Origin of the sequence: Hylemonella gracilis str. Niagara R, from assembly GCF_000600295.1 — a bacterium.
Taxonomy (GTDB): Bacteria; Pseudomonadota; Gammaproteobacteria; order Burkholderiales; family Burkholderiaceae_C; genus Hylemonella; species Hylemonella gracilis_A.
In genome coordinates this window covers 1478290-1497775 of record NZ_JEMG01000001.1, presented here as the reverse complement: position 1 = coordinate 1497775, position 19486 = coordinate 1478290, and the positions used below count along the sequence as shown (strand labels likewise).

15 protein-coding genes are annotated in these 19486 nt (G+C 65.9%); 10 read left to right on the top strand and 5 right to left on the bottom strand.

Annotated features, from left to right (window positions below; translation table 11 throughout):
• Positions 1-95 precede the first annotated feature (95 nt).
• From AZ34_RS06900 to AZ34_RS06875, 6 genes are all read left to right on the top strand, one after another.
• A complete protein-coding gene (locus AZ34_RS06900) occupies positions 96-887 on the top strand; it encodes a crotonase/enoyl-CoA hydratase family protein (RefSeq protein WP_035606329.1) in 792 nt (263 codons plus the stop codon).
• Entirely contained in the window at positions 884-2764 is a 1881-nt protein-coding gene (locus AZ34_RS06895) for a feruloyl-CoA synthase (RefSeq protein WP_035606326.1), read from the top strand. Before AZ34_RS06900 ends, AZ34_RS06895 begins: the two co-directional genes overlap by 4 nt.
• Positions 2765-2791: 27 nt before the next feature.
• Positions 2792-3556, top strand: coding sequence for an SDR family NAD(P)-dependent oxidoreductase (locus AZ34_RS06890; RefSeq protein ID WP_035606323.1), 765 nt, complete (start codon positions 2792-2794; stop codon positions 3554-3556).
• Between the two features lie 112 nt (positions 3557-3668).
• Complete coding sequence (locus AZ34_RS06885) at positions 3669-4655, top strand: Bug family tripartite tricarboxylate transporter substrate binding protein (protein ID WP_035606320.1); 987 nt, start codon at positions 3669-3671, stop codon at positions 4653-4655.
• Positions 4656-4722: 67 nt separating this feature from the next.
• The gene (locus AZ34_RS06880) at positions 4723-5265 is read left to right on the top strand and encodes a MarR family winged helix-turn-helix transcriptional regulator (protein WP_231495476.1); all 543 of its coding nucleotides are present in this window, start codon (positions 4723-4725) and stop codon (positions 5263-5265) included.
• A 158-nt stretch (positions 5266-5423) separates the two neighbouring features.
• Positions 5424-5795 carry a winged helix-turn-helix transcriptional regulator gene (locus AZ34_RS06875; RefSeq protein WP_081767112.1) on the top strand — a complete coding sequence of 124 codons (372 nt, stop codon included), beginning with the start codon at positions 5424-5426 and terminating at the stop codon, positions 5793-5795.
• A gap of 39 nt (positions 5796-5834) precedes the next feature.
• Here AZ34_RS06875 and AZ34_RS06870 read toward each other — a convergent pair whose 3' ends face one another.
• The 5 genes from AZ34_RS06870 to AZ34_RS06845 all read right to left on the bottom strand — a co-directional run bounded on the left by AZ34_RS06870 (position 5835) and on the right by AZ34_RS06845 (position 15122).
• A complete protein-coding gene (locus AZ34_RS06870) occupies positions 5835-6524 on the bottom strand; it encodes a glutathione S-transferase family protein (RefSeq protein WP_035606317.1) in 690 nt (229 codons plus the stop codon).
• Between the two features lie 144 nt (positions 6525-6668).
• The gene (kdsA, locus tag AZ34_RS06865) at positions 6669-7514 is read right to left on the bottom strand and encodes a 3-deoxy-8-phosphooctulonate synthase (protein WP_035606314.1); all 846 of its coding nucleotides are present in this window, start codon (positions 7512-7514) and stop codon (positions 6669-6671) included.
• Between the two features lie 59 nt (positions 7515-7573).
• Positions 7574-8743: a nucleotide sugar dehydrogenase gene (locus tag AZ34_RS06860; RefSeq protein ID WP_035611100.1), complete on the bottom strand. Its 1170-nt coding sequence runs from the start codon at positions 8741-8743 to the stop codon at positions 7574-7576.
• 232 nt (positions 8744-8975) lie between these two features.
• Positions 8976-12332 (bottom strand): UvrD-helicase domain-containing protein, encoded by a 3357-nt coding sequence (locus AZ34_RS06850; protein WP_035606307.1) that lies wholly within the window; start codon positions 12330-12332, stop codon positions 8976-8978.
• A gap of 144 nt (positions 12333-12476) precedes the next feature.
• Positions 12477-15122 (bottom strand): PD-(D/E)XK nuclease family protein, encoded by a 2646-nt coding sequence (locus AZ34_RS06845; RefSeq protein ID WP_231495475.1) that lies wholly within the window; start codon positions 15120-15122, stop codon positions 12477-12479.
• Between the two features lie 161 nt (positions 15123-15283).
• Between AZ34_RS06845 and trxA the strand changes: the two genes are divergently transcribed.
• The 4 genes from trxA to AZ34_RS06825 all read left to right on the top strand — a co-directional run bounded on the left by trxA (position 15284) and on the right by AZ34_RS06825 (position 19484).
• Positions 15284-15619 carry a thioredoxin TrxA gene (gene trxA, locus AZ34_RS06840; protein WP_006298451.1) on the top strand — a complete coding sequence of 112 codons (336 nt, stop codon included), beginning with the start codon at positions 15284-15286 and terminating at the stop codon, positions 15617-15619.
• A 268-nt stretch (positions 15620-15887) separates the two neighbouring features.
• On the top strand, positions 15888-17153 hold the full coding sequence (gene rho / locus AZ34_RS06835; RefSeq protein WP_035606304.1) for a transcription termination factor Rho: 1266 nt from the start codon (positions 15888-15890) through the stop codon (positions 17151-17153).
• Positions 17154-17326: 173 nt separating this feature from the next.
• Positions 17327-17584 (top strand): type B 50S ribosomal protein L31, encoded by a 258-nt coding sequence (locus tag AZ34_RS06830; RefSeq protein WP_006298454.1) that lies wholly within the window; start codon positions 17327-17329, stop codon positions 17582-17584.
• Positions 17585-17720: 136 nt separating this feature from the next.
• On the top strand, positions 17721-19484 hold the full coding sequence (locus tag AZ34_RS06825) for an ArnT family glycosyltransferase (RefSeq protein WP_035606301.1): 1764 nt from the start codon (positions 17721-17723) through the stop codon (positions 19482-19484).
• Positions 19485-19486: the final 2 nt, after the last annotated feature.

Sequence of the window (19486 nt, the reverse complement as noted above, 5' to 3'; positions counted from 1 at the left end):
GGGATTCTGCGGGTAAACACCGAAGAAAGGAAAGCGGCGACGGCTTGAATTGGTTATTTCTCATAACAATAATTCATCCCCACCGGAAAGACAAGATGACCAACCCTGACATTCACTTCGAGCGGCAAGGCGATCAAGACGAAATCGCCGTGATCCGCCTCACTCGCCCCGTCAAGCGCAACGCGCTGAACGACGCGCTCATCCTCGCACTGCGCGACCTGTTCGAGAACCTGCCAACCGGCGAAGGTGGCGTGCGCGCCGCCGTCATCGCCGGCGAAGGCGAGCACTTCTGCGCGGGCCTGGACCTCTCCGAACTCAAGGAACGCGACGCGGGCGAAGGCCTGCACCACTCGCGCATGTGGCACGCAGCACTCGAGCGCGTGCAATACGGGCCGGTGCCCGTCATCGCGGCGCTGCACGGCGCGGTGGTCGGCGGTGGCCTGGAATTGGCGTCGGCCTGCCACATCCGCGTGGCGGACGACACCACCTTCTATGCGCTGCCCGAAGGCTCGCGCGGCATCTTCGTCGGTGGCGGCGGCGCAGTGCGCATTCCGCGCCTGATTGGCGCCGCGCGCATGACGGACATGATGCTGACCGGTCGCGTCTACAACGCGGCGGACGGCGAGAAAGCAGGTTTCGCACAGTACTTGGTCCCGCAGGGCACGGCGTTTGACAAGGCCCTGGAACTCGCCATCCGCGTGGCGCAAAACGCGCCCCTGACCAATTACGCCCTGATCCACGCCCTGCCCCGCATTGCCGAACAGCCCGCAGACCAGGGTTTCCTGACCGAGGCCATGATGGCTGCCATCGCCCAGAGCGCGCCCGAGGCCAAGGCCCGCGTGCGTGCCTTCCTCGAGGGCAAGGCCGCGAAGGTGAAAAAAGCATGAGCACCCAGGCACGCTACCGTTCAGTACGCTTCGGCGTCACCCGCGTCAAGGTGCGCGAAAGCCGGGACGCGCAAGGCCGAGCCGTGCGCTACGTCGATGCCGAGCTGCCGCTGGGCCCTTATGCCCGCCGCCTGAGCGACCACCTGCTGCACTGGGCCGAAGCCGCGCCCGACCGCACCTTCTTCGCGCGCAGGCAACAGCTGGCCGATGGCAAGACGGGCGACTGGATCCACGTCAGCTACGCCCAGGCCCTGGGCGGCGCGCGGCGCGTGGGTCAGGCCCTGCTCGACCTCGGCCTGAGCGCGGAGCGCCCCGTAGTCATCCTCAGCGAAAACACGCTGGAACACGCGCTGATGTCCCTGGCATGCATCTACGCGGGCATCCCCTACTGCCCCGTGTCCCCGGCCTACGCCACGGTCAGCCAGGATTACGACAAGCTGCGCCACGTCATGGACACGCTGACGCCGGGCCTGGTCTTCGCCGCCGATGGCGCGCGTTATGGCAAGGCCATCCAGGCCACGGTTGGAAAAAACGTCGAGGTGGTCCTGGCCCAGGGAAAGATCGAGGGTCGCAAGACCAGGACGCTGCAGTCCCTGCACGACACCATGCCCCGCGCCAGTGGCAAGGGTGCCGTGGACGTGGCCATGCACGCGGTGCGCCCGGACACGATCGCCAAGTTCCTCTTCACCTCGGGCTCGACCAAGATGCCCAAGCCGGTGATCAACACGCACCGCATGTGGTGCGCCAACCTGCAGCAAATCACCCTCTCGCTGCCCGCCCTGGCCGAAGAAGCGCCCATCTTCGTGGACTGGCTGCCCTGGAACCACACCTTCGGCGGCAACCACAACGTGGGCCTGACGCTGATGCATGGTGGCACGCTGTACATCGATGACGGCAAACCCACCGCAGCCGGCATCGCCGAGACCCTGCGCAACCTGCGCGAGATCGCGCCCACCGTGTACTTCAACGTGCCCACGGGTTTCGAAATGATCGCCCAGGCCATGCAGACTGACGCCACGCTGCGCAAGACGCTGCTGTCGCGTGTGAAGATGTTCTTCTACTCGGGCGCAGGCCTGGCCCAGCCGGTTTGGGACAGCCTGCACGCCACGGCCGAGGCCGAGATCGGCGAACGCATCGTGATGGCTACCGGCCTGGGCATGACGGAATCCGCGCCCTCGGCCATGTTCGTCAACAGCCCGGACGTGAAAGCCGGCGACATCGGCGTGCCCGTGCCCGGCATGACGCTCAAGCTGGTGGAAGTGGACGGCAAGACCGAGGTGCGCTACCGCGGCCCCAACGTGACGCCCGGCTATTGGCGTTCCGAGGCCGCCACGCGCGAGGCCTTCGACGAGGAAGGCTACCTCTGCACCGGCGACGCCGTGCTGTGGATCGACGAGCAGGACATCCACCGTGGCCTGAAGTTCGACGGGCGCATCGCCGAGGACTTCAAGCTCGCCACCGGCACCTTCGTCAGCGTGGGCCCGCTGCGCGCCAAGGTCATCGTGACAGGCGCACCCCTGGTGCAGGACGTGGTGCTGACCGGCCTGAACCGCAAGGAAGTCGGCGCGCTGATCTTCCCCTCACCCGCCTGCCGCGCGGTCAGCGGGCTGGGACCCGACACGCCCATGAGCGAGGTGCTGGCCAGCGCCCCCGTGCGTCAGCGCATGCAGGCCGTGATCAACGAGCTGGCGCGCGGCGCCACCGGCAGCGCCAACCGCATCGCGCGCGCGCTGCTGCTGGCCGAGCCACCGTCCATCGACAAGGGGGAAGTGACCGACAAGGGCTCGATCAACCAGCGCGCCGTGCTCAAGCACCGCGATGCGCTGGTGCAGGCGCTGCATGATGACGTGGTCCCCGGCATCCTGAAACCCGAGTGACGACGCGCGCAACCCCAGGAGACGACCATGAAGATTGAAGGACAAGCCGCCCTCGTGACGGGCGGCGCCTCGGGACTCGGCGAAGCGACCGCCCGCGAACTGGCCCGGCTGGGTGCCAAGGTGACCGTGCTCGACGTGAACGCCACCGCGGGTGCCAAGGTGGCGGCCGACATCGGTGGCCTCTTCCAGACCTGCGACATCACCAGCCCCGACAGCGTGACCGCGGCGATCGCCAAGGCCGAGGCCGCGCACGGCCCCGCGCGCATCCTGATGAACATCGCGGGCATCGGTTCGGCCAAGCGCGTCGTCGGCAAGGACGGCAGCCCTGCGCCGCTGGAAGACTTTGCCCGCGTGGTCAACATCAACCTGATCGGCAGCTACAACGTCAGCCGCCTCTTCGCCGCCGCCTGTGCCAAGCTGCCCCTGCTGGACGACGGCGAGCGCGGCGTGATGATGTTCACGGCCTCGATCGCGGCCTACGATGGTCAGGTCGGCCAGCAGGCTTACAGCGCGTCCAAGGGCGGCATCGTCGGCATGACGCTGCCCATGGCGCGTGACCTGGCCCAGCATGCCATCCGCGTTTGCACCATCGCGCCCGGCCTGTTCGCCACGCCCCTGGTGAAGGAACTACCGGAGGAGGTGCAACAATCGCTCGCCGCGTCCATCCCCTTCCCCAAGCGCCTGGGTCGGCCTGAGGAGTTCGCGCAGCTGGCCTGCCATGTCGTGACCAATGGCCACCTCAATGGCGAAGTGATCCGGCTCGACGGCGCGCTGCGCATGGCGCCACGATAACAACCATGACCGGATAGCCCGGCGCGGGGTGCGGTGCCGGGATAATGCCCCTGGCACCATCTTCCGCATCAGTTTCCCTTGCCCTCGACAACTTCACACTAGGAGACAAACCATGAACCTGAACCGACGTCACTTCAACCTGGCCCTGGGCGGCAGCGCCGCCCTGGCGGCCCTGCAATCACTGCCCGCGTTCGCGCAGGTGGCCCAGCCCAAGATCTATTACGGCTTTCCCGCCGGCAGCGCGGGCGACAGCCTGGCCCGCCGTGTCGCCGACAAGCTGGGCGGCACCTCTTATGCTCGCAACAACGCGGTTGTGGAAAACAAGCCTGGCGCGGGCGGCCGCATCGTGCTGGAAACCCTGAAGAGCTCGCCGGCCGACGGCACCGTGCTGACGCTGGCGCAAGCCTCGGCACTCACGATCTACCCGCACGTGTACACCAAGATGAACTACACGATGCAGGACTTCGCGCCCATCTCCATCGGCGCGCAAATGATCTTCGCGCTGGCCGTCGGACCCATGGTGCCAGACAGCGTGAAGACGCTGCAGGATTTCGTGGCTTGGGCCAAGGCCAATCCCGAGAAGTCCAGCTTCGGTTCGCCGGGTGCGGGCTCCATGCCGCACTTCGTCGGTTCGCTGTTCGGTGTCAACGCGGGCATCACTTTCCAGCATGTGCCCTTCCGCGGCTCGCTGCCGGCCGTGAACGACACGGTGGGAGGACAGATCGCCGCCTGCGTCACGCCCACCGGTGATTCGCTGGCCCATGCCAAGGCCGGCCGCCTGCGCATCCTGGCCGTCTCCGCGCCCAAGCGCGTGCCCGATCCCAACGCGCCCACCTTCGCCGAACTGGGCTATCCCGAGATCGTGGCAGAGGAGTGGTTCGGCTTCTTTGCGCCTGCCAAGACCCCCACCAGCATCATCAACGCCGCCAACTCGGCCATCCAGGCCGCGCTGAAGGATCAGGCCGTCATCGATGGCCTGGCCAACGTTGGCCTGGTGGCTGCGGGCAGCACGCCCCAGGCCATGCGCGCCTCGCTGGACTCGGAGTTCAAGCGCTGGGCGCCGCTGGTCAAGAAGGTCGGCTTCACGGCCGAGTCCTGATCTTGACGGCTTCCGCCCCGGCCGCGCTTCGCAGCCCGCCGGGGCGGTTTTCATTCACCGCGCCTTGATGTCCTCCTCCCCCGCCTCGTCGCCAGCGATCCGCCGTCCAGCCCGCGCCGCCGCGCGCAAGACCACGTCCATCAAGCAACACGAGGACGAAGTAGCGCTTGAGCCGGCGATCGACCAGGTGGACGCCAGCTTCCTGCAGACCTTGGTCGGTTATGGCGCGCGACGCGTCTCGCTCGCGGCCATCGCCAGTTTCCTGCCACGCATGGCGGCTTACGAGCTCCGCCCGGTGGAGTTCTCGGTGCTCTCGCTGATCCACCACAACCCCGGCATCACCTCGCGCCAACTCTGCGGCGCCCTCAGCATCCAGCCGCCCAATCTGGTGGGCATGCTGCAGCAACACGAGAAGAAACGGGGCCTGATCGAGCGCCGCCCGCACCCCCGCGATGGCCGCGCCATGGGACTGCACCTCACCGCCGCCGGACGCCAACTCGTGCGCAAGGCCGAGCGCGCCGCCAGCCTGAATGATGCCCAGGTGACCGCGCGCCTGAGCGCCGCCGAACGCCGCACGCTGTTGCGTCTACTGGAAAAAATCTACCTCTGAGTCCAGTACAGGAGGCGGGCATAAATCGGCGTGCCACGTGCATTTCGCACGTGCACGGTTTTCCTAAGCTATGAATGTTGTAGCACCTGGAAAACTAGGCTATATTGCGCCTCCCTCAGCACCGCCCAGGCACGCCCGCTTCTCACCGCAGATACCCCATGAACGGCAAAGTGAAAAACACCATCGGGATCGGCGGCAAGACCAGCCCCAAGGAGGCCGGCGCCAAGGAAAGCGCCGCCGCCAGCCAGCTGCTAGCGCTGCTGGAGTCACGCTACGCGATGCGCGTGCTTTGGGCCTTGCGTGATGGCCATGCGCAGACCTTCCGCCTGCTGCAGGACAGCGTGGGGGGCATCACACCGAACACACTGAACACGCGACTGAAGGAGCTTCGCGCGGCAGGGCTGCTCCATCACGACAACGACGGCTATCTGCTGACCGCGACTGGTTTGGAACTGTCGCGCCGACTGGCTGAAGTGACGGCCTACGCACCCAAATTGTCCGCCAGCCAGGGCCGCGCGAAACCGCGCTGAAGGGAGCGTGAGCCCCGGCCCGTGCTGATCAGTCAGACGTCAGACCGGGGCCTGCCGGTAGGGTTCTTCGAACGGGATGAAATCCCGTTCCGCCAAGGCATCCGTCACCCAGGCACTGACACCCGGCAGGGCGTGGACACGCGCCATATAGGCCGCGATGTCCTCGGGCACCGGCAAGCCGTAGGTCTTCAGCCGCGTGCAGACCGGTGCGAAATAGGCGTCGGCGATCGAGAAGTCACCGAACAGCAGTTCCTCTCGCCCGCTCTCGCGCAGCAGCTCACGCCACATCTGAATGATGCGCTGCACATCCGCCCGCACGGCGGGCTGTTCCTGCCAGATGCGGGCACCCGCCTCGGACAGATTGGCCTCGATGTTCATGCTGCAGTGACTGCGCAAGGCCATGAACCCCGCGTGCATCTCGGCGCAGACACTGCGCGCGCGGGCGCGACGCATCCGGTCCTGGGGCCACAGGTGCTTGTCGGGGAAGGACTCGGCCAGGTACTCGGCAATGGCCAAGGTATCCCAGATCACCAAGTCTCCATCGGTCAGCACCGGCACCTTGCCCACCGGATTGAGGCGCCCGATGGCCTGCTTGAAATCCGACTCCGCGTTGAAGGAGTCGAAGCGCAGCTTGACCTCCTCGAAGGGTATGCCCGCCTGCCGCAGCAGCACCCAGGGGCGCATGGACCAGGAGGAGTAGTTCTTGTTGCCTATGTAGAGCTTGAGCATGCCAGACCTCGTTGAGAAAAATCACGTCGCACGGCACCCACCGTCTCCGATCGGGAACCTTCATGCCCCTCGCTGCATGACACCGCAACACAAGCTGGTGCACGCCCGCAAGCGCAGCGCCAGGCACACACCTACACGGTGAATTCAACGAATGTCGAGCGGCGCGAAGGACTTCACGAGATCGTCGAGTGCCTTGATCTGGCTCAGGAAGGGCTCCAGCTTGTCCAGCGGCAAGGCGCTGGGGCCATCGCACAGGGCCTGGTCCGGGTCGGGATGGGCTTCCAAAAACAGCCCGGCCAGGCCGACGGCCATGCCGGCCCGGGCCAGGTCCACCAGTTGCTCGCGCCGCCCACCCGAGGCGGCCGCGCCCGGCGCGCGCTGCTGCAGCGCGTGCGTGGCGTCGAAGATCACAGGCAGGTTGCCGCTGACCTGCTTCATCACACCAAAACCCAGCATGTCCACCACCAGGTTGTCGTAGCCGAAACATGTGCCACGGTCGCAGAGGATGAGTTGGTCGTTGCCGGCTTCCTTGAATTTCTCGACGATGTTGCCCACTTGGGACGGGCTCAGGAATTGGGGCTTCTTGATGTTGATGACCCGTCCGGTCTTGGCCAGGGCCACGACCAGATCGGTCTGCCGAGCCAAGAATGCTGGTAGTTGCAGCACATCCACCACTTCCGCGACTGGCTGGGCTTGGTACGGTTCGTGCACATCGGTGATCAGCGGCACACCAAAAGTCTTCTTCACGTCCTCGAAAATGCGCAGGCCTTCGTCCAGACCAGGACCCCGGTAGGAATGGATGGACGAGCGGTTGGCCTTGTCAAAGCTGGCTTTGAAGACATAGGGAATGCCCAGCTTGCCTGTCACGCGCACATAGGCTTCGCAGGCGCGCAAGGCCAGGTCGCGCGACTCCAGCACATTGATGCCGCCGAAAAGGACAAAGGGCAATGCGTTGCCGACGGACAGATTGCGGATGGCGATCACGGACATGGACGGTAAGGAAGGAATGAACAGTAAACGCGGATTCTACGGCCCGCGCCCAGCCCCCCTCAGGCGTCGCCGCCGAAGAGATCGCGGGTGTAGACCTTGTCCGCCACGTCATCGAGTTCGGCCACACGACGGTTGGCCACGATCACGTCGGCCATCTTTTTGAATTCAGCCAGGTCACCAATGACGCGCGAGCCGAAGAATTTGTCCTCCTTCAGCACCGGTTCGTAGACCACCACCTCAACGCCCTTGGCCTTGAGCCGCTTCATCACGCCCTGGATGCTGCTGGCCCGGAAGTTGTCGCTGCCCGCCTTCATGATCAGGCGGTGGATGCCAACCACCCTTGGTTTGCGCCGCAGGATGTCCTCGGACACGAAGTCCTTGCGCGTGGTGTTGGCGTCCACGATGGCACGGATCAGGTTCTGCGGTACGTTCTGGTAATTGGCCAACAGCTGCTTGGTGTCCTTGGGCAGGCAATACCCACCATAACCAAAGCTGGGGTTGTTGTAGTGGTTGCCGATGCGCGGGTCCAGTCCCACGCCCTGGATGATCTGGCGCGTGTCCAGCCCATGTACCGCAGCGTAGGTGTCCAGTTCGTTGAAGAAGGCCACCCGCATCGCGAGAAAGGTGTTCGCGAAGAGCTTGATCGCCTCCGCCTCGGTGTTCTCGGTCAGCAGCACCGGCGCATCTGGCTTGAGCGAGGACTGTCGCAGCAAGTCCGCGAAGACCTGTCCACGCGGCGAGCGCTCGCCGACCACGATGCGGCTTGGGTGCAGGTTGTCGTGGAGTGCCTTGCCCTCGCGCAGGAACTCGGGCGAGAAAATGATGCTATCCGCGCCCAGTTCGCGCTTGAGTTGTTCGGTGTACCCCACGGGCACGGTGGACTTGATGATCATCACCGCGCGCGGGTTGATGGCCATCACGTCGCGCGCTACCGCCTCGACCGAACGGGTGTTGAAGTAATTGGTGTCCGGGTCGTAATCGGTGGGCGTGGCAATGATGACGAATTCCGCCTGCCCATAGGCCTCGTGCTTGTCCAGCGTGGCATGCAACTGCAAGGGCTTGCTGGCGAGGTAGTCCTCGATGTCTTTGTCTTCGATAGGCGAGCGCCGGCTGTTGATCAGCGCGACCTTGGTCGCGTCGATGTCCAGAGCGATCACTTCATGGTGCTGAGCCAGCAAAACGGCGTTGGACAGGCCGACATAACCGGTCCCGGCGATGGTTATCTTCAAGATGAATCCCAGTTCAATGGTCGCTCGCAAAGGCGGCCGAGTGCAAGATAGCGGACGCTTTAAGCACCACAAGAATACGACGGGCGGCACGCCCCAGGACTGATTCTAGACAGCAAATATTGCGGCCAGATTGCAGACATGTCCGCCCTCCGCATGCCATCGCGCCAACCACCAGAGATCCAGCGCACCCTACCCTAGCTTGTTCACGCGGTTCAGCTCAAAGACGCGCTCCTCATTCCAGCGTCTCCATCCGACCCTGTGCATCGAGGAAGGCAACGCGCACCGGCCGTCCGGCATAAACCGCCTGCACGGCATCCCGGTAGGCCCGCAATTGCGCCTGCATCTGAGCGCGCGTCACCGCCCCCGCTTGCGCATAACTCGCGGACTTGTAGTCCAGCACCCACCAGGTACCGTCCCGGTGGCGCAGCAAGCGATCGATGCGGCGCGTCTGCCCATCGACCATGACCGGCACCTCGTTGGCCCACCAGACGACATCAGCGCTGCGCCAGGCCCAGGCCCCTGCGCCTAGCAGGATGCGTCGCGCCATGTCCGCGGCCTGGGCAGCCTGCAGAGGTGTGAGGCCCTGTTCCGCACCAGCGCGCTCGATCTGAGCGCCGCTGAAGTCCGACGCATCCAAGCGGGTCCATTCCAGCAGGCGGTGCATGGCCGAGCCGATTCGGGTTGCCAGGGCCTCTTCGGGCGCCCGCGGCTCCGGCTCCGGCACAGGCGCGAAACGGATGGCGGGTAGGACGCGCAACTCGATTAGGGACGGCGCAGCTTTCACGGCAAGCGCTTTTTCTTGTATTTCTCCAGTCACATCGGCTACCACCATGCCTGCGGAGTCCGCCGCGTCAGTCTGCGGTAGCACCAACGCGCAGCCGGGTGACATGCGCTGCCACCAACTGGCGCGCGCTGCGTTCTGCTGGTGCGGCTGCACGGCGGAAACGGCCAATTGCGCCCGCGCGCGCGTGAGCGCGACATAGAGCATGTTCAACTCTTCGCGCTCGCGGGCGCCCTGCTCACGCGCGTGCGCCGCGCGTGCGCTGGGCGGCAGACGTTCTTCCTTTTCGCTGGCGAGGAAGACGAAGCTGCGGGGCGCCGACGCCTCGCCGGGCCAGTCCAGCAGCACGCTCATGGTTTGCGCCCGCTGAGGTGGCGTGTCGGTGTCGAGGAGGAGCACGGTCTCGGCTTCGAGGCCTTTGGCGCCGTGCACGGTCAGCAGGCGTACCGCGCCACCCTCGGGCATGGGCTGCGCGGGTGCGGGCAACTTGCCGGCGCGCAGGGCGCGCACCAACGCGTAAGGCGTGGCATAGCGTCCCCCATCGAACTGCAAGGCAGCTTCCAGCAAGGCCTGCAAATGGGTCTGGACGCGCAAGCGCAGATGCGCTGGCGCGGCCGCCATGTAACGTGCCACCACGTCGCCGTCGGCATAGATGGCATCCAGCGCATCGTGCGGAGGCAGCGTGCGCACCCACTCCTGCCAGCGTCGCAGGCGCGGCCCCACTACGCGCAGGTCCACATGGGTCCAGGCTGTGACGGGGGTGGTTTGGAGGAGGTCAAACCAGGCCTGTCGGCTGCCGCGCTGTCGCGCGGCGATTTCCAGCAGGGCCGCGTCGTCCAAGCCACGCGCCTCTCCGAACAAGGGCGAGCGCAAGACCCGGGCAAGCGACAGATCGTGTCCGGGCGACACCAGCACATCCAGCAAGGCAGTCAAGTCCTGCACCTCGGGCGCGGCTCCCAGGTCGCCCTGCTCGGGCTGGGTCGCGGGCACACCCAGGGCCAACAACTCGGCTTGCATGGCCACCAGCCGGTCGCGCTTGCGCGCCAGCACCATGACTTCCTTGGGAGGCAGGCCGGCCCGAATCTGCCCGGCGATCCAGTGGGCCGCCTGGCGGCATTCCAGCGCGCGCAAGGTGTCGTCGGGCGTGACACGTGGCGCGAGCAGGCTGTCGCGCCAGACTGCGGTGACTTCCTTATTGTCCTTTGCGGGGCGTTCGATCGGGGGCAAGGCCCAGGCCTCGCCCAGCTGCGCGGACTCCGTGGTGTGCACACGAAAACCCTCATACTCCCCCCGGGCCTGGGCCTCGCCCAGCACGGCGTTGACCCGTGCCAGTACAGCAGGTGCGTTGCGCCGCGTGTGGTCACAGGCCAGCAAGTCGCCGCCCAGGACACGCACAAAAGCTTGCGCGGCCTGGAAGATCTGCGGCTCGGCACGCCGGAAACGGTAGATGCTTTGCTTGGGGTCGCCCACGATGAACAGACGCGGCGCGCCCTCACCACCGCTCACGCCCCCACCCACCCCCGCGTAGCCGGACAGCCAGGCATGCAGGGCCTGCCACTGCAGCGGGTTGGTGTCCTGGAATTCGTCGATGAGCAGATGGCGGGTGCGCGCGTCCAGGCGCTGCTGCAGCCAGGCGCTCAGCTCAGAGCGCTCCAGCAAATGCAGGGCAGCGCGCTCCACATCGCTCATGTCCACCCAGCCGCGCTCGCGCTTCAAGGCAGCGTATTCCCCCAGCAGGATGCGCGCCAGCCGCGTCATGCGCTGCTGATGTTCCCAGGCCTCGTGCTGCTGCTGGGCTTGCAGCAAGGGCTGCAATTCAGCTTCTGCTTGCTGCGCCGCTGGGTACTTCTTGAGGTGCTGCGTGAGCCGGTCTGCATCGGCCACGAACAAGGCCTTGCGCAAGGCGGCCAAGCGCTCGTCCCCATCCGTCAGTTCAGAAAAAGCCTGTTCAATGGCCAGCGCTGCGCTTTGCGGCGTTTTGTTCTTTTCCTGCCCCAAGGCCTGGCTCCAGGCCTGCCAGCGCGCGGCCGCAGCCTCGCTGGTCAAAGCCTGCGAGGGGCTTGTCCAGCCTTTGAAGTCGGGAAACAAGACATCAAAGCGCGGTACGGAGGTTTCAATGGTGCCGGCCGCGTCGGCCAAGGCGAATTCCACGCGTTTGTCCAGCGCGGCATCCAGGGCTTTTTCGGTCTGGCTGCGGCCGTGCCGGGTGACCACGGCCTGATAGTCCGCCAAGGCCGAGCCCCCTTGGTCTCGCTCGCGCAGCAGGCGCGCATGGAAAGGGCGCCAGACCTGCGCTCTGGCCTCCTCGTCGTTCTCCAGCAGCTCATAGGCGGCAGGCAAGCCAAGTTGGTCCAGCACAGCCAGCGGGGCGTTGCGCAGCAAGGCCGCGAACCAACTGTGGAAGGTGCGGATCTGCACCCCTCGCCCCTGCTGCAAGAGGCGCAGGTGCAGGCCGCGCAGTGGCTCGATCAGCAAGTCCACGCGTGCATGCTCAACACCACGTGCGCGCAGCTCCGCGCGCAACCGGTCGTCGTCGGCCCGTGCGAATTCCGCCAGCCATTCCATCAGGCGCTGGCGCATCTCGCCCGCAGCCTTCTTGGTGAAGGTGATGGCCAGGATTTCGTGCGCTTGGGCACCATCGTCACCGCGCTCGCCCAACAAGGCGCGCAAAATGCGCGAGACCAGCATCCAGGTCTTGCCCGCGCCCGCGCAGGCTTCCACGGCCACATGCCGCCTCGGGTCGCAGGCGATGGCGTAAAACGCCTCACGGCTGACGTGCCCACCGTTGTGTTCATAAGCGGCTTGCATGTTCAAACACACTCCATCCATCGACCCAATGTGCCCTGCTCACCCAGCCCAGGGCTCCCGTGGAACCGGCTTTGCTGGGCCACTGGGAGCGCCCCCTGAGGGGGTATGCCGACCCACACGTAGTGGGGGAGCAACGGGGGGGAACTATTCACTCCAGAAATCCTTGCGACACAGACCGCGCGCGGCGCAGGTGTCGCAGACAGCCCCATCACCCAGGGGCGGCAAGGGCGCGCCTTGCGCTATGCGCCTCAAGTCATGCGCCACCCCTTCGAGCAAGGCCGCGCGGGCCAAGGCGATCTCAGGCTGCTCAAACAAACGGGTTTCGCCCTCGCCCACGTTGACGTAGGCCGCGCGCAAGCCGCCCTCCACGGGATCGGCGCCAGACGCACCGCCCTGCTCACCATCCGGCCCGGATAGAAGGGCGGCGTAAAAAGCCAGTTGTGTGTCCTCCAAGGCGTCCTTCACGCGGGCGCGCGTGGTCTGCTCGGCCTCGGTCTTGTAGTCCATCACCATCAGACCGCCCGAGACCCGATCCACCCGGTCGATTCGACCGAAGAGCGTCACGACATCCATGGGCTGCTCCGCCGGATGTTCGCCGAGCGCAAAACGCCAGCCTTCGGCCTCGTGCCGGGTCAGCCAATCCAGATACCCTTCGCGCAAGCGCGGCCAAGCCACCTGGAAAGGCAGGAACTCGTCGTCGGCCAGGCGCTGCTCGCGCGCCACGGCCTGCGCCGCGGCGTCCAGGCGCGCAGCGCGTGCCTCGCGAGGTGTGCCGTCGGGCCGGTCCTGGGCATGGAAGGTTTGCAGCACGGCGTGCAGCCAGAGGCCGAAGTCGCGCTTGTCCAGTTCACCTTCGATTTCCTCGGCCTCGCGCAGGCCCAGCAGACGCAGGGCATGGAAGCGGTAGGGGCAGTGGCGCAGGTCCTGGTAGGCGCTGGCGGACAGACGCTCGGGCCGCAGCACCCTGGCCCACGCAGGGATCAGACGAGGCGCGGGTCTGGGCGTGGGCACGGGCGCGACGGCGCGCCAATCGCGCGGATCATGCGTGGCGGCGCCGTCCTCATTCCGGGTCGGCGCGAGGGCTTGCAAACGCTGGACCAGGGGACTGGCGAGCAAAGGCTCGCCGTCCGCGTCGCTGCGTCGCCACAGGATGTCCACCGGGCAGGCACGCGCCAGGGCCTCGCCCCATGCCGCCACTTGCGCGGCTTGCATCTCTTCGCGGCTGGGCAGAGCCAAGGCGGCACGCTGCACGGCCGTCCATGGTCCACCAGGTTCGGGCGCGGCAGGCAGGCTGCGCTCGTCGCAACCGGGCAGCACGATGGCCCCGAAATCGCGCCCCAGCATCTGCGCCAAGGGCAGCAGCACGGCTTGTTCACGCAAGGGGTAGGCGGGCTTGAAGATCGCCGACTCCAGCGCCCGATCCACCCAGGCCGTGAACTCGCCCAAGGACCAGCGCCGCGGCGCCCAGAGCGCTTCGGCCGGCAGGCGTGGCGTGGCGCGACCGCTTTCGTCCAGCGCGTAATGCAGGGCGCTCGCGGCCTCGCGTCCCGCTTCGTCCTGGATCAGCGCTTCCCACAGACCGCAACGTTGAAGCAGGTCCTGCAGCGCGTCCAGCCATTCCTGCAAGGTGCGCGTGCCACGCCCCGCGGTGATCGCCGCGCGCCAGTTGTCGACCTCGCGCAGCAGACCCTGCAACTCGTCTGCCTCGTGCCTGGTCTGCCGCGCTTCAACGAGCCCGGCTAGCGCATGCCGCCACAGGCGCCGTGGCTGGCGACGCAATTCCGATTCCAGCCGGCGCAGCGCAAGTTCGTCGCAGGCCGGCGCGTGCTTGAGCCAGTCAAGCACGGCGTCGCTGCCCGCGTCTCGGGCACAGGCACGCAGCGCGGCCATGACCAGTGCACCCGCGCGGGTGGTGGACAATTTCCAACCCGTTTCGTCGCGCATCTGCACGCCGTGGCGCGCCAGCATGGCACGCACCCGGCGCGTGAGCGCCCGGTCAATCACGGCCACGGCCACGGGCGCGCGCCCCGCCTGCAGGTGGCGCAGTACACAAGCTGCGGCACGCTCGGCTTCGTCGGCGGCATCCGTGGCTTCATGCAAGGCAAGGACGGCACCGTTGGTGGCGCCTGCCGGGACTGTGTCTGACGCAATGGCCGGGGCCTCCAGCAACACCAGGGCATCGCCCCAGGCCTGACGCAAGCCGTCCACCAGCGGATCGGCTTGCAAGCCGGGCAGAACCAGCAGGCAGTCGGTCGTGGCCCGGACCTCCGATGAAAAAAGCACATCGCTGCCATAGGAAGAATTCACGACCCAGGCCACGGCGATCTGCGCGACGGCGGCTTCCAGCCGCAAGACCTGTCCTTCCAGGCCTTCCTCGAAGCCAGCACGTACCGCGTGACTGGCGCGCTGCCCCCAGGCCGCCCGTTGCGCTGGCGGCTGCGCCGCCGCCAACGGGGCCAACTGCTGGGCCGCCTCCAGCAACAGCGGCGCCGCCACCCCAGCCTGGGCACCCAGACCGGCTTGCTCCAGCAGCGCATGGGCTGTCAGCAGGTCCAGCGCGGGCTTGAAACGCAGGTCCGCGCCCTCTTGGCCCAGTACCGGCATCCCCGCAGCGGCTAGAGTGCCAGCCAGGCTTTGAGTCCAGTTCTGCGTGGTTTCGAAACGTGGTGCGAACCCCTCCGGATGAAGCGCACCCCACAGGCGCGCCGCCACGGGCATGAGCTGCGCGTAGGGCAGCAACACCACGGCGCGGGCGGGATGGACCTCGCGCGCGCGCAGCGATTCGGCCACTGCCCCAAGCCAACGCTGCCAACGATGATTGATGCTTTCTGTCACAATGCCGCGCACTGTAGCCGTATCCCTGGTTGCCTTGACTTTCCGGCAATCCGACCCATCTAGGCCAGACCCGTACTTCTCATCATTGCCATCCACAGCACATCAAGGAGCTTTCCATGGCCAGCGAACTCATCAAGCATGTTTCCGACGCTTCCTTCGAAGCCGACGTCCTGAACGCCAGCCAGCCGGTGCTGGTGGACTACTGGGCTGAGTGGTGCGGTCCCTGCAAGATGATCGCGCCCGTGCTGGACGAGGTGGCTGGCACCTACCAGGGCAAGCTGCAGATCGCCAAGCTCAACGTCGACGAAAACCGCGACATCCCGGCCAAGTTCGGCATCCGCGGCATCCCCACGCTGATGCTGTTCAAGGACGGCCAGCTCGCCGCCACCAAGGTGGGCGCCATGAGCAAGGCCCAGCTCACCGCCTTCATCGACCAGCAGCTCGCCGCCTGAATCCGGTGAAGACCCGGCCAGCAAGCCGGGACCTCGCCGAGACGACCGTCTTCCCTCGGGAGCACGGTCGTTTTTCTTTTTCGGGTGTCCGTGACCGAAGAACAGCGCGGAGGCGACTTTTTTCCTGTCATAATCTGCGCCATTCATCGGTGACCCGCACGGTCGCCGATCAGAGTCCGGCAGGCTGACCACCCACGTCAGGCCCGGCCAGGAACTCCCCGTTCACCCTCCCCCCAAGTTTCCATCGACTCCCTACCGAGGGAACCCCATGCACATCAACGAACTCAAGGCCTTGCACGTTTCCGAATTGCTGCAGCAGGCCGAAGCGCTGGAAATCGAGAACACAGGCCGCATGCGCAAGCAGGAGCTGATGTTCGCCATCATCAAGAAGCGCGCCAAGGCCGGCGAGACGGTCTACGCCGACGGCGTGCTGGAAATCCTGCCCGATGGCTTCGGCTTCCTGCGCAGCCCGGATTCGAGCTACACCGCGAGCACGGACGACATCTACATCAGCCCCAGTCAGGTGCGCCGCTTCAACCTGCACACGGGCGATCTGATCGAAGGCGATGTGCGCACGCCCAAGGACGGTGAACGCTACTTCGCGCTGAACAAGCTGGACAAGGTCAACGGCGGTGGCCCCGAGCAGAACAAGCACAAGGTGATGTTCGAAAACCTGACGCCGCTGTTCCCCAAGGTGCAGATGAAGCTGGAACAGGACGGCCTGAAGAGCGACGAAAACATCACCGGCCGCATCATCGACATCATCGCCCCCATCGGCAAGGGCCAGCGCGCCCTGCTGGTCGCGCCGCCCAAGAGCGGCAAGACGGTGATGATGCAGCACATCGCCCACGCGATCGCCGCCAACTACCCCGACAGCTACATGATGGTGCTGCTGGTGGACGAGCGTCCGGAAGAAGTCACCGAGATGCAGCGCACCGTCAAGGGTGAGGTCATCGCCTCCACCTTCGACGAACCTGCAGCGCGCCACGTGCACGTGGCCGAGATGGTCATCGAACGCGCCAAGCGCCTGGTGGAATTGAAGAAGGACGTGGTGATCCTGCTGGACTCCATCACCCGCCTGGCCCGCGCCTACAACAACGTGGTGCCGTCCTCCGGCAAGGTGCTGACCGGCGGCGTGGACGCCAATGCACTGCAGCGACCCAAGCGCTTCCTGGGCGCGGCACGCAATGTGGAAGAAGGCGGCAGCCTGACCATCATCGCCACCGCGCTGGTGGACACCGGCAGCCGCATGGACGAAGTGATCTTTGAAGAATTCAAGGGCACGGGCAACAGCGAAATCCACCTGGACCGTCGCCTGTACGAGAAGCGCGTCTTCCCCTCGATCCAGCTCAGCCGCAGCGGCACCCGCCGCGAAGAATTGCTGCTTCAGCCCGAGATCCTGCAGAAGACCCGCATCCTGCGCCAGTTCCTCTACAACATGGATGAGATCGAGGCCATGGAAATGGTGCTCAAGCAGATGCGCGCCACGAAAACCAACAACGAGTTCTTCGACATGATGCGTCGCGGAGGTTGACGCCCCGCTCAGACGAAAACCTCGCGCAGCCTGCCACCCACCCGCTGCTGCCAAGACGGTGACATGCCCCAGACAACCATTGCCATCCACTTGCGCGCAACAGGTATAATGCGCCGTTTTGCGGAAAGTAGGCTGGATAGGCCGGCCCGGCTCCCGCACATGAAGGAAGCATCATGAAAGAAGGCATACACCCGAACTACCGCGAAGTTTGTTTCCTGGACCTGTCCAACAACTTCCAGTTCGTGACCCGTTCCTGCGCGCCGACCAAGGAAACCATCAAGCTGGACGACGGCCGCGAGCTGCCGCTGTTCAAGTTGGACACCTCGAGCGAATCGCACCCCTTCTACACGGGCACGCAAAAGTCCGTGGACAACATGGGCGGTCGCGTCGAGAAATTCCGCAACCGCTACGGCAAGACGGCTGCCAAGTAAGCGCAGACCTGACCCGATATCGGGTCGCGGGCAAAAAAGGCAGCCAGTACCCGGCTGCCTTTTTTGTTTTCGCGCCCATGTTCCTTCTCCATCCGGATACCGAAGCGCTACATCCGGTCTATATCATCCCGCCACCGTGACCAATCCCGCCATCGTTGCCCAAGGCGCCGTCCGACGCCTGCCACGCCTCGCGCTGTGGCTGCTCTGCCTGGCTTATGTGCTGCCCGGTTTCATCGGGCGCATGCCCTGGAAACGCGCCGACATCACGGCCTTCGGCTACATGGCTGAACTGGCTGCGGGCCGCACCGACTGGCTGGCCCCCCGGCTGGGCGGCATGCCCCCCGACGTGGATGGGCTGCTGCCCTACTGGCTCGGCGCCTGGGCGCTGCAATTGGCGCCTGGGTGGATAGATCCTGGCTTCGCGGCGCGCATTCCCTTCATCGCCCTGCTCCTGCTCACCCTGGTCTGCGTCTGGTACGGCATCTATTACCTGGCGCGCAGCCCCTTGGCCCAACCCGTGAGCTTCGCCTTCGGCGGCGAGGCCAATCCCAGTGACTACGCCAGGGCGCTCGCCGACGGCGGACTGCTGGCCTTCATCGCCTGCCTGGGCCTGGCACAGTTGTCGCATGAGACCACGCCCGCTGTGGCCCAGCTGTGCTTTGTCGCCTTGAGCTTCTACGCCTACGCGGCTCTGCCACACCACCGCTGGTTGCCGCTGCTTTCGGCGGGTGTCGGGCTCACCGGCCTCACTCTGTCGGGTGGACCCATCCTGGCCCTGCTGTTGTCTGCGGGTGGCTTGCTCTTCCACGCCTTGGATCGTGCCCAGGCGGATCAGAACCCCAGCCGCCATCGCCATGGTCTGTGGCGACTGCTGGCGCTGACGGTCTTCATCGCATTGCTCGCCACTGTCTTGGATCTGTGGGATTGGCGCCTGCGCTGGAGCGAATTCGGTCCGCCTGCCTCGGCACAGCGCTGGCAGAGCCTGGGCCGCATGCTGCTCTGGTTCACTTGGCCGGTTTGGCCGCTGGTGCTGTGGACCTTGTGGCGCTGGCAAGGGCAGCTGCTGGCCCAGCAACCCAGCCGCCACCTGTCGCTGCCGCTGTGCTGGGTGCTGCTGACGGTGGGCACCACCCTGCTGACGCCCGCGAGCGACCGCGCCCTGTTGCTCGCCCTGCCCGCGCTGGCCACACTCGCAGCCTTCGCCCTGCCGACCATGAGCCGTGGCGTGACTGCCCTGATCGACTGGTTCACCTTGCTGTTCTTCACACTTTGCGCGCTCTTCATCTGGACGTACTGGATCGCCATGCAGACCGGCGTGCCGCCCCAACCGGCAGCCAACGTTGCCAGGCTGGCGCCGAATTTCGAACCGCGCTTCGTCATCTTGCCTTTCATCTTTGCCACCTTGGGCACGCTGATCTGGACCTGGCTCGTCAAGTGGCGCATCGGCCGCCACCAGGCTGCGCTCTGGAAAAGCATGGTGCTGCCCGCGGGGGGGGTGACGCTGTGCTGGTTGCTTTTGACCACCTTGTGGATGCCACCGCTCGACCATGCCCGCAGCTATGCGTCCTTGATGCAACGCATGGACACCGTGATCCAAACCAGCGCGACCGCGCCCGTCATTGGAACGGCTCCCGGCGTCACGGCAGCGCCCTGCCTGAGCTGGTTTGGTCTGTCGCGCGCCCAGGTGGCGGCACTGCAGTTCCACAGCAGGGTGGTACGCACCCATGGCCTGGAGCCCTTGACCGATGCCACCCGCTGCGGCTGGCTGGTGATCGACCGTGACAAGCTGCGCCAGACCCCCGGCTTGCTGGACGAGACACGCTGGGAGCGCGTCGCCCTGCTGGAACACCCACGCCCCGGCGGCGAGGACGGCCTGCAGCTGCTGCGCCGGCTGCCCTGAAA

Coding starts and splice junctions, on each gene's coding strand:
- AZ34_RS06900 (WP_035606329.1), top strand. CDS start 96: ATGACCAACCCTGACATTCACTTCGAGCGGCAAGGCGATCAAGACGAA.
- AZ34_RS06895 (WP_035606326.1), top strand. CDS start 884: ATGAGCACCCAGGCACGCTACCGTTCAGTACGCTTCGGCGTCACCCGC.
- AZ34_RS06890 (WP_035606323.1), top strand. CDS start 2,792: ATGAAGATTGAAGGACAAGCCGCCCTCGTGACGGGCGGCGCCTCGGGA.
- AZ34_RS06885 (WP_035606320.1), top strand. CDS start 3,669: ATGAACCTGAACCGACGTCACTTCAACCTGGCCCTGGGCGGCAGCGCC.
- AZ34_RS06880 (WP_231495476.1), top strand. CDS start 4,723: ATGTCCTCCTCCCCCGCCTCGTCGCCAGCGATCCGCCGTCCAGCCCGC.
- AZ34_RS06875 (WP_081767112.1), top strand. CDS start 5,424: ATGAACGGCAAAGTGAAAAACACCATCGGGATCGGCGGCAAGACCAGC.
- AZ34_RS06870 (WP_035606317.1), bottom strand. CDS start 6,524: ATGCTCAAGCTCTACATAGGCAACAAGAACTACTCCTCCTGGTCCATG.
- kdsA (WP_035606314.1), bottom strand. CDS start 7,514: ATGTCCGTGATCGCCATCCGCAATCTGTCCGTCGGCAACGCATTGCCC.
- AZ34_RS06850 (WP_035606307.1), bottom strand. CDS start 12,332: ATGCAAGCCGCTTATGAACACAACGGTGGGCACGTCAGCCGTGAGGCG.
- trxA (WP_006298451.1), top strand. CDS start 15,284: ATGGCCAGCGAACTCATCAAGCATGTTTCCGACGCTTCCTTCGAAGCC.
- rho (WP_035606304.1), top strand. CDS start 15,888: ATGCACATCAACGAACTCAAGGCCTTGCACGTTTCCGAATTGCTGCAG.
- AZ34_RS06830 (WP_006298454.1), top strand. CDS start 17,327: ATGAAAGAAGGCATACACCCGAACTACCGCGAAGTTTGTTTCCTGGAC.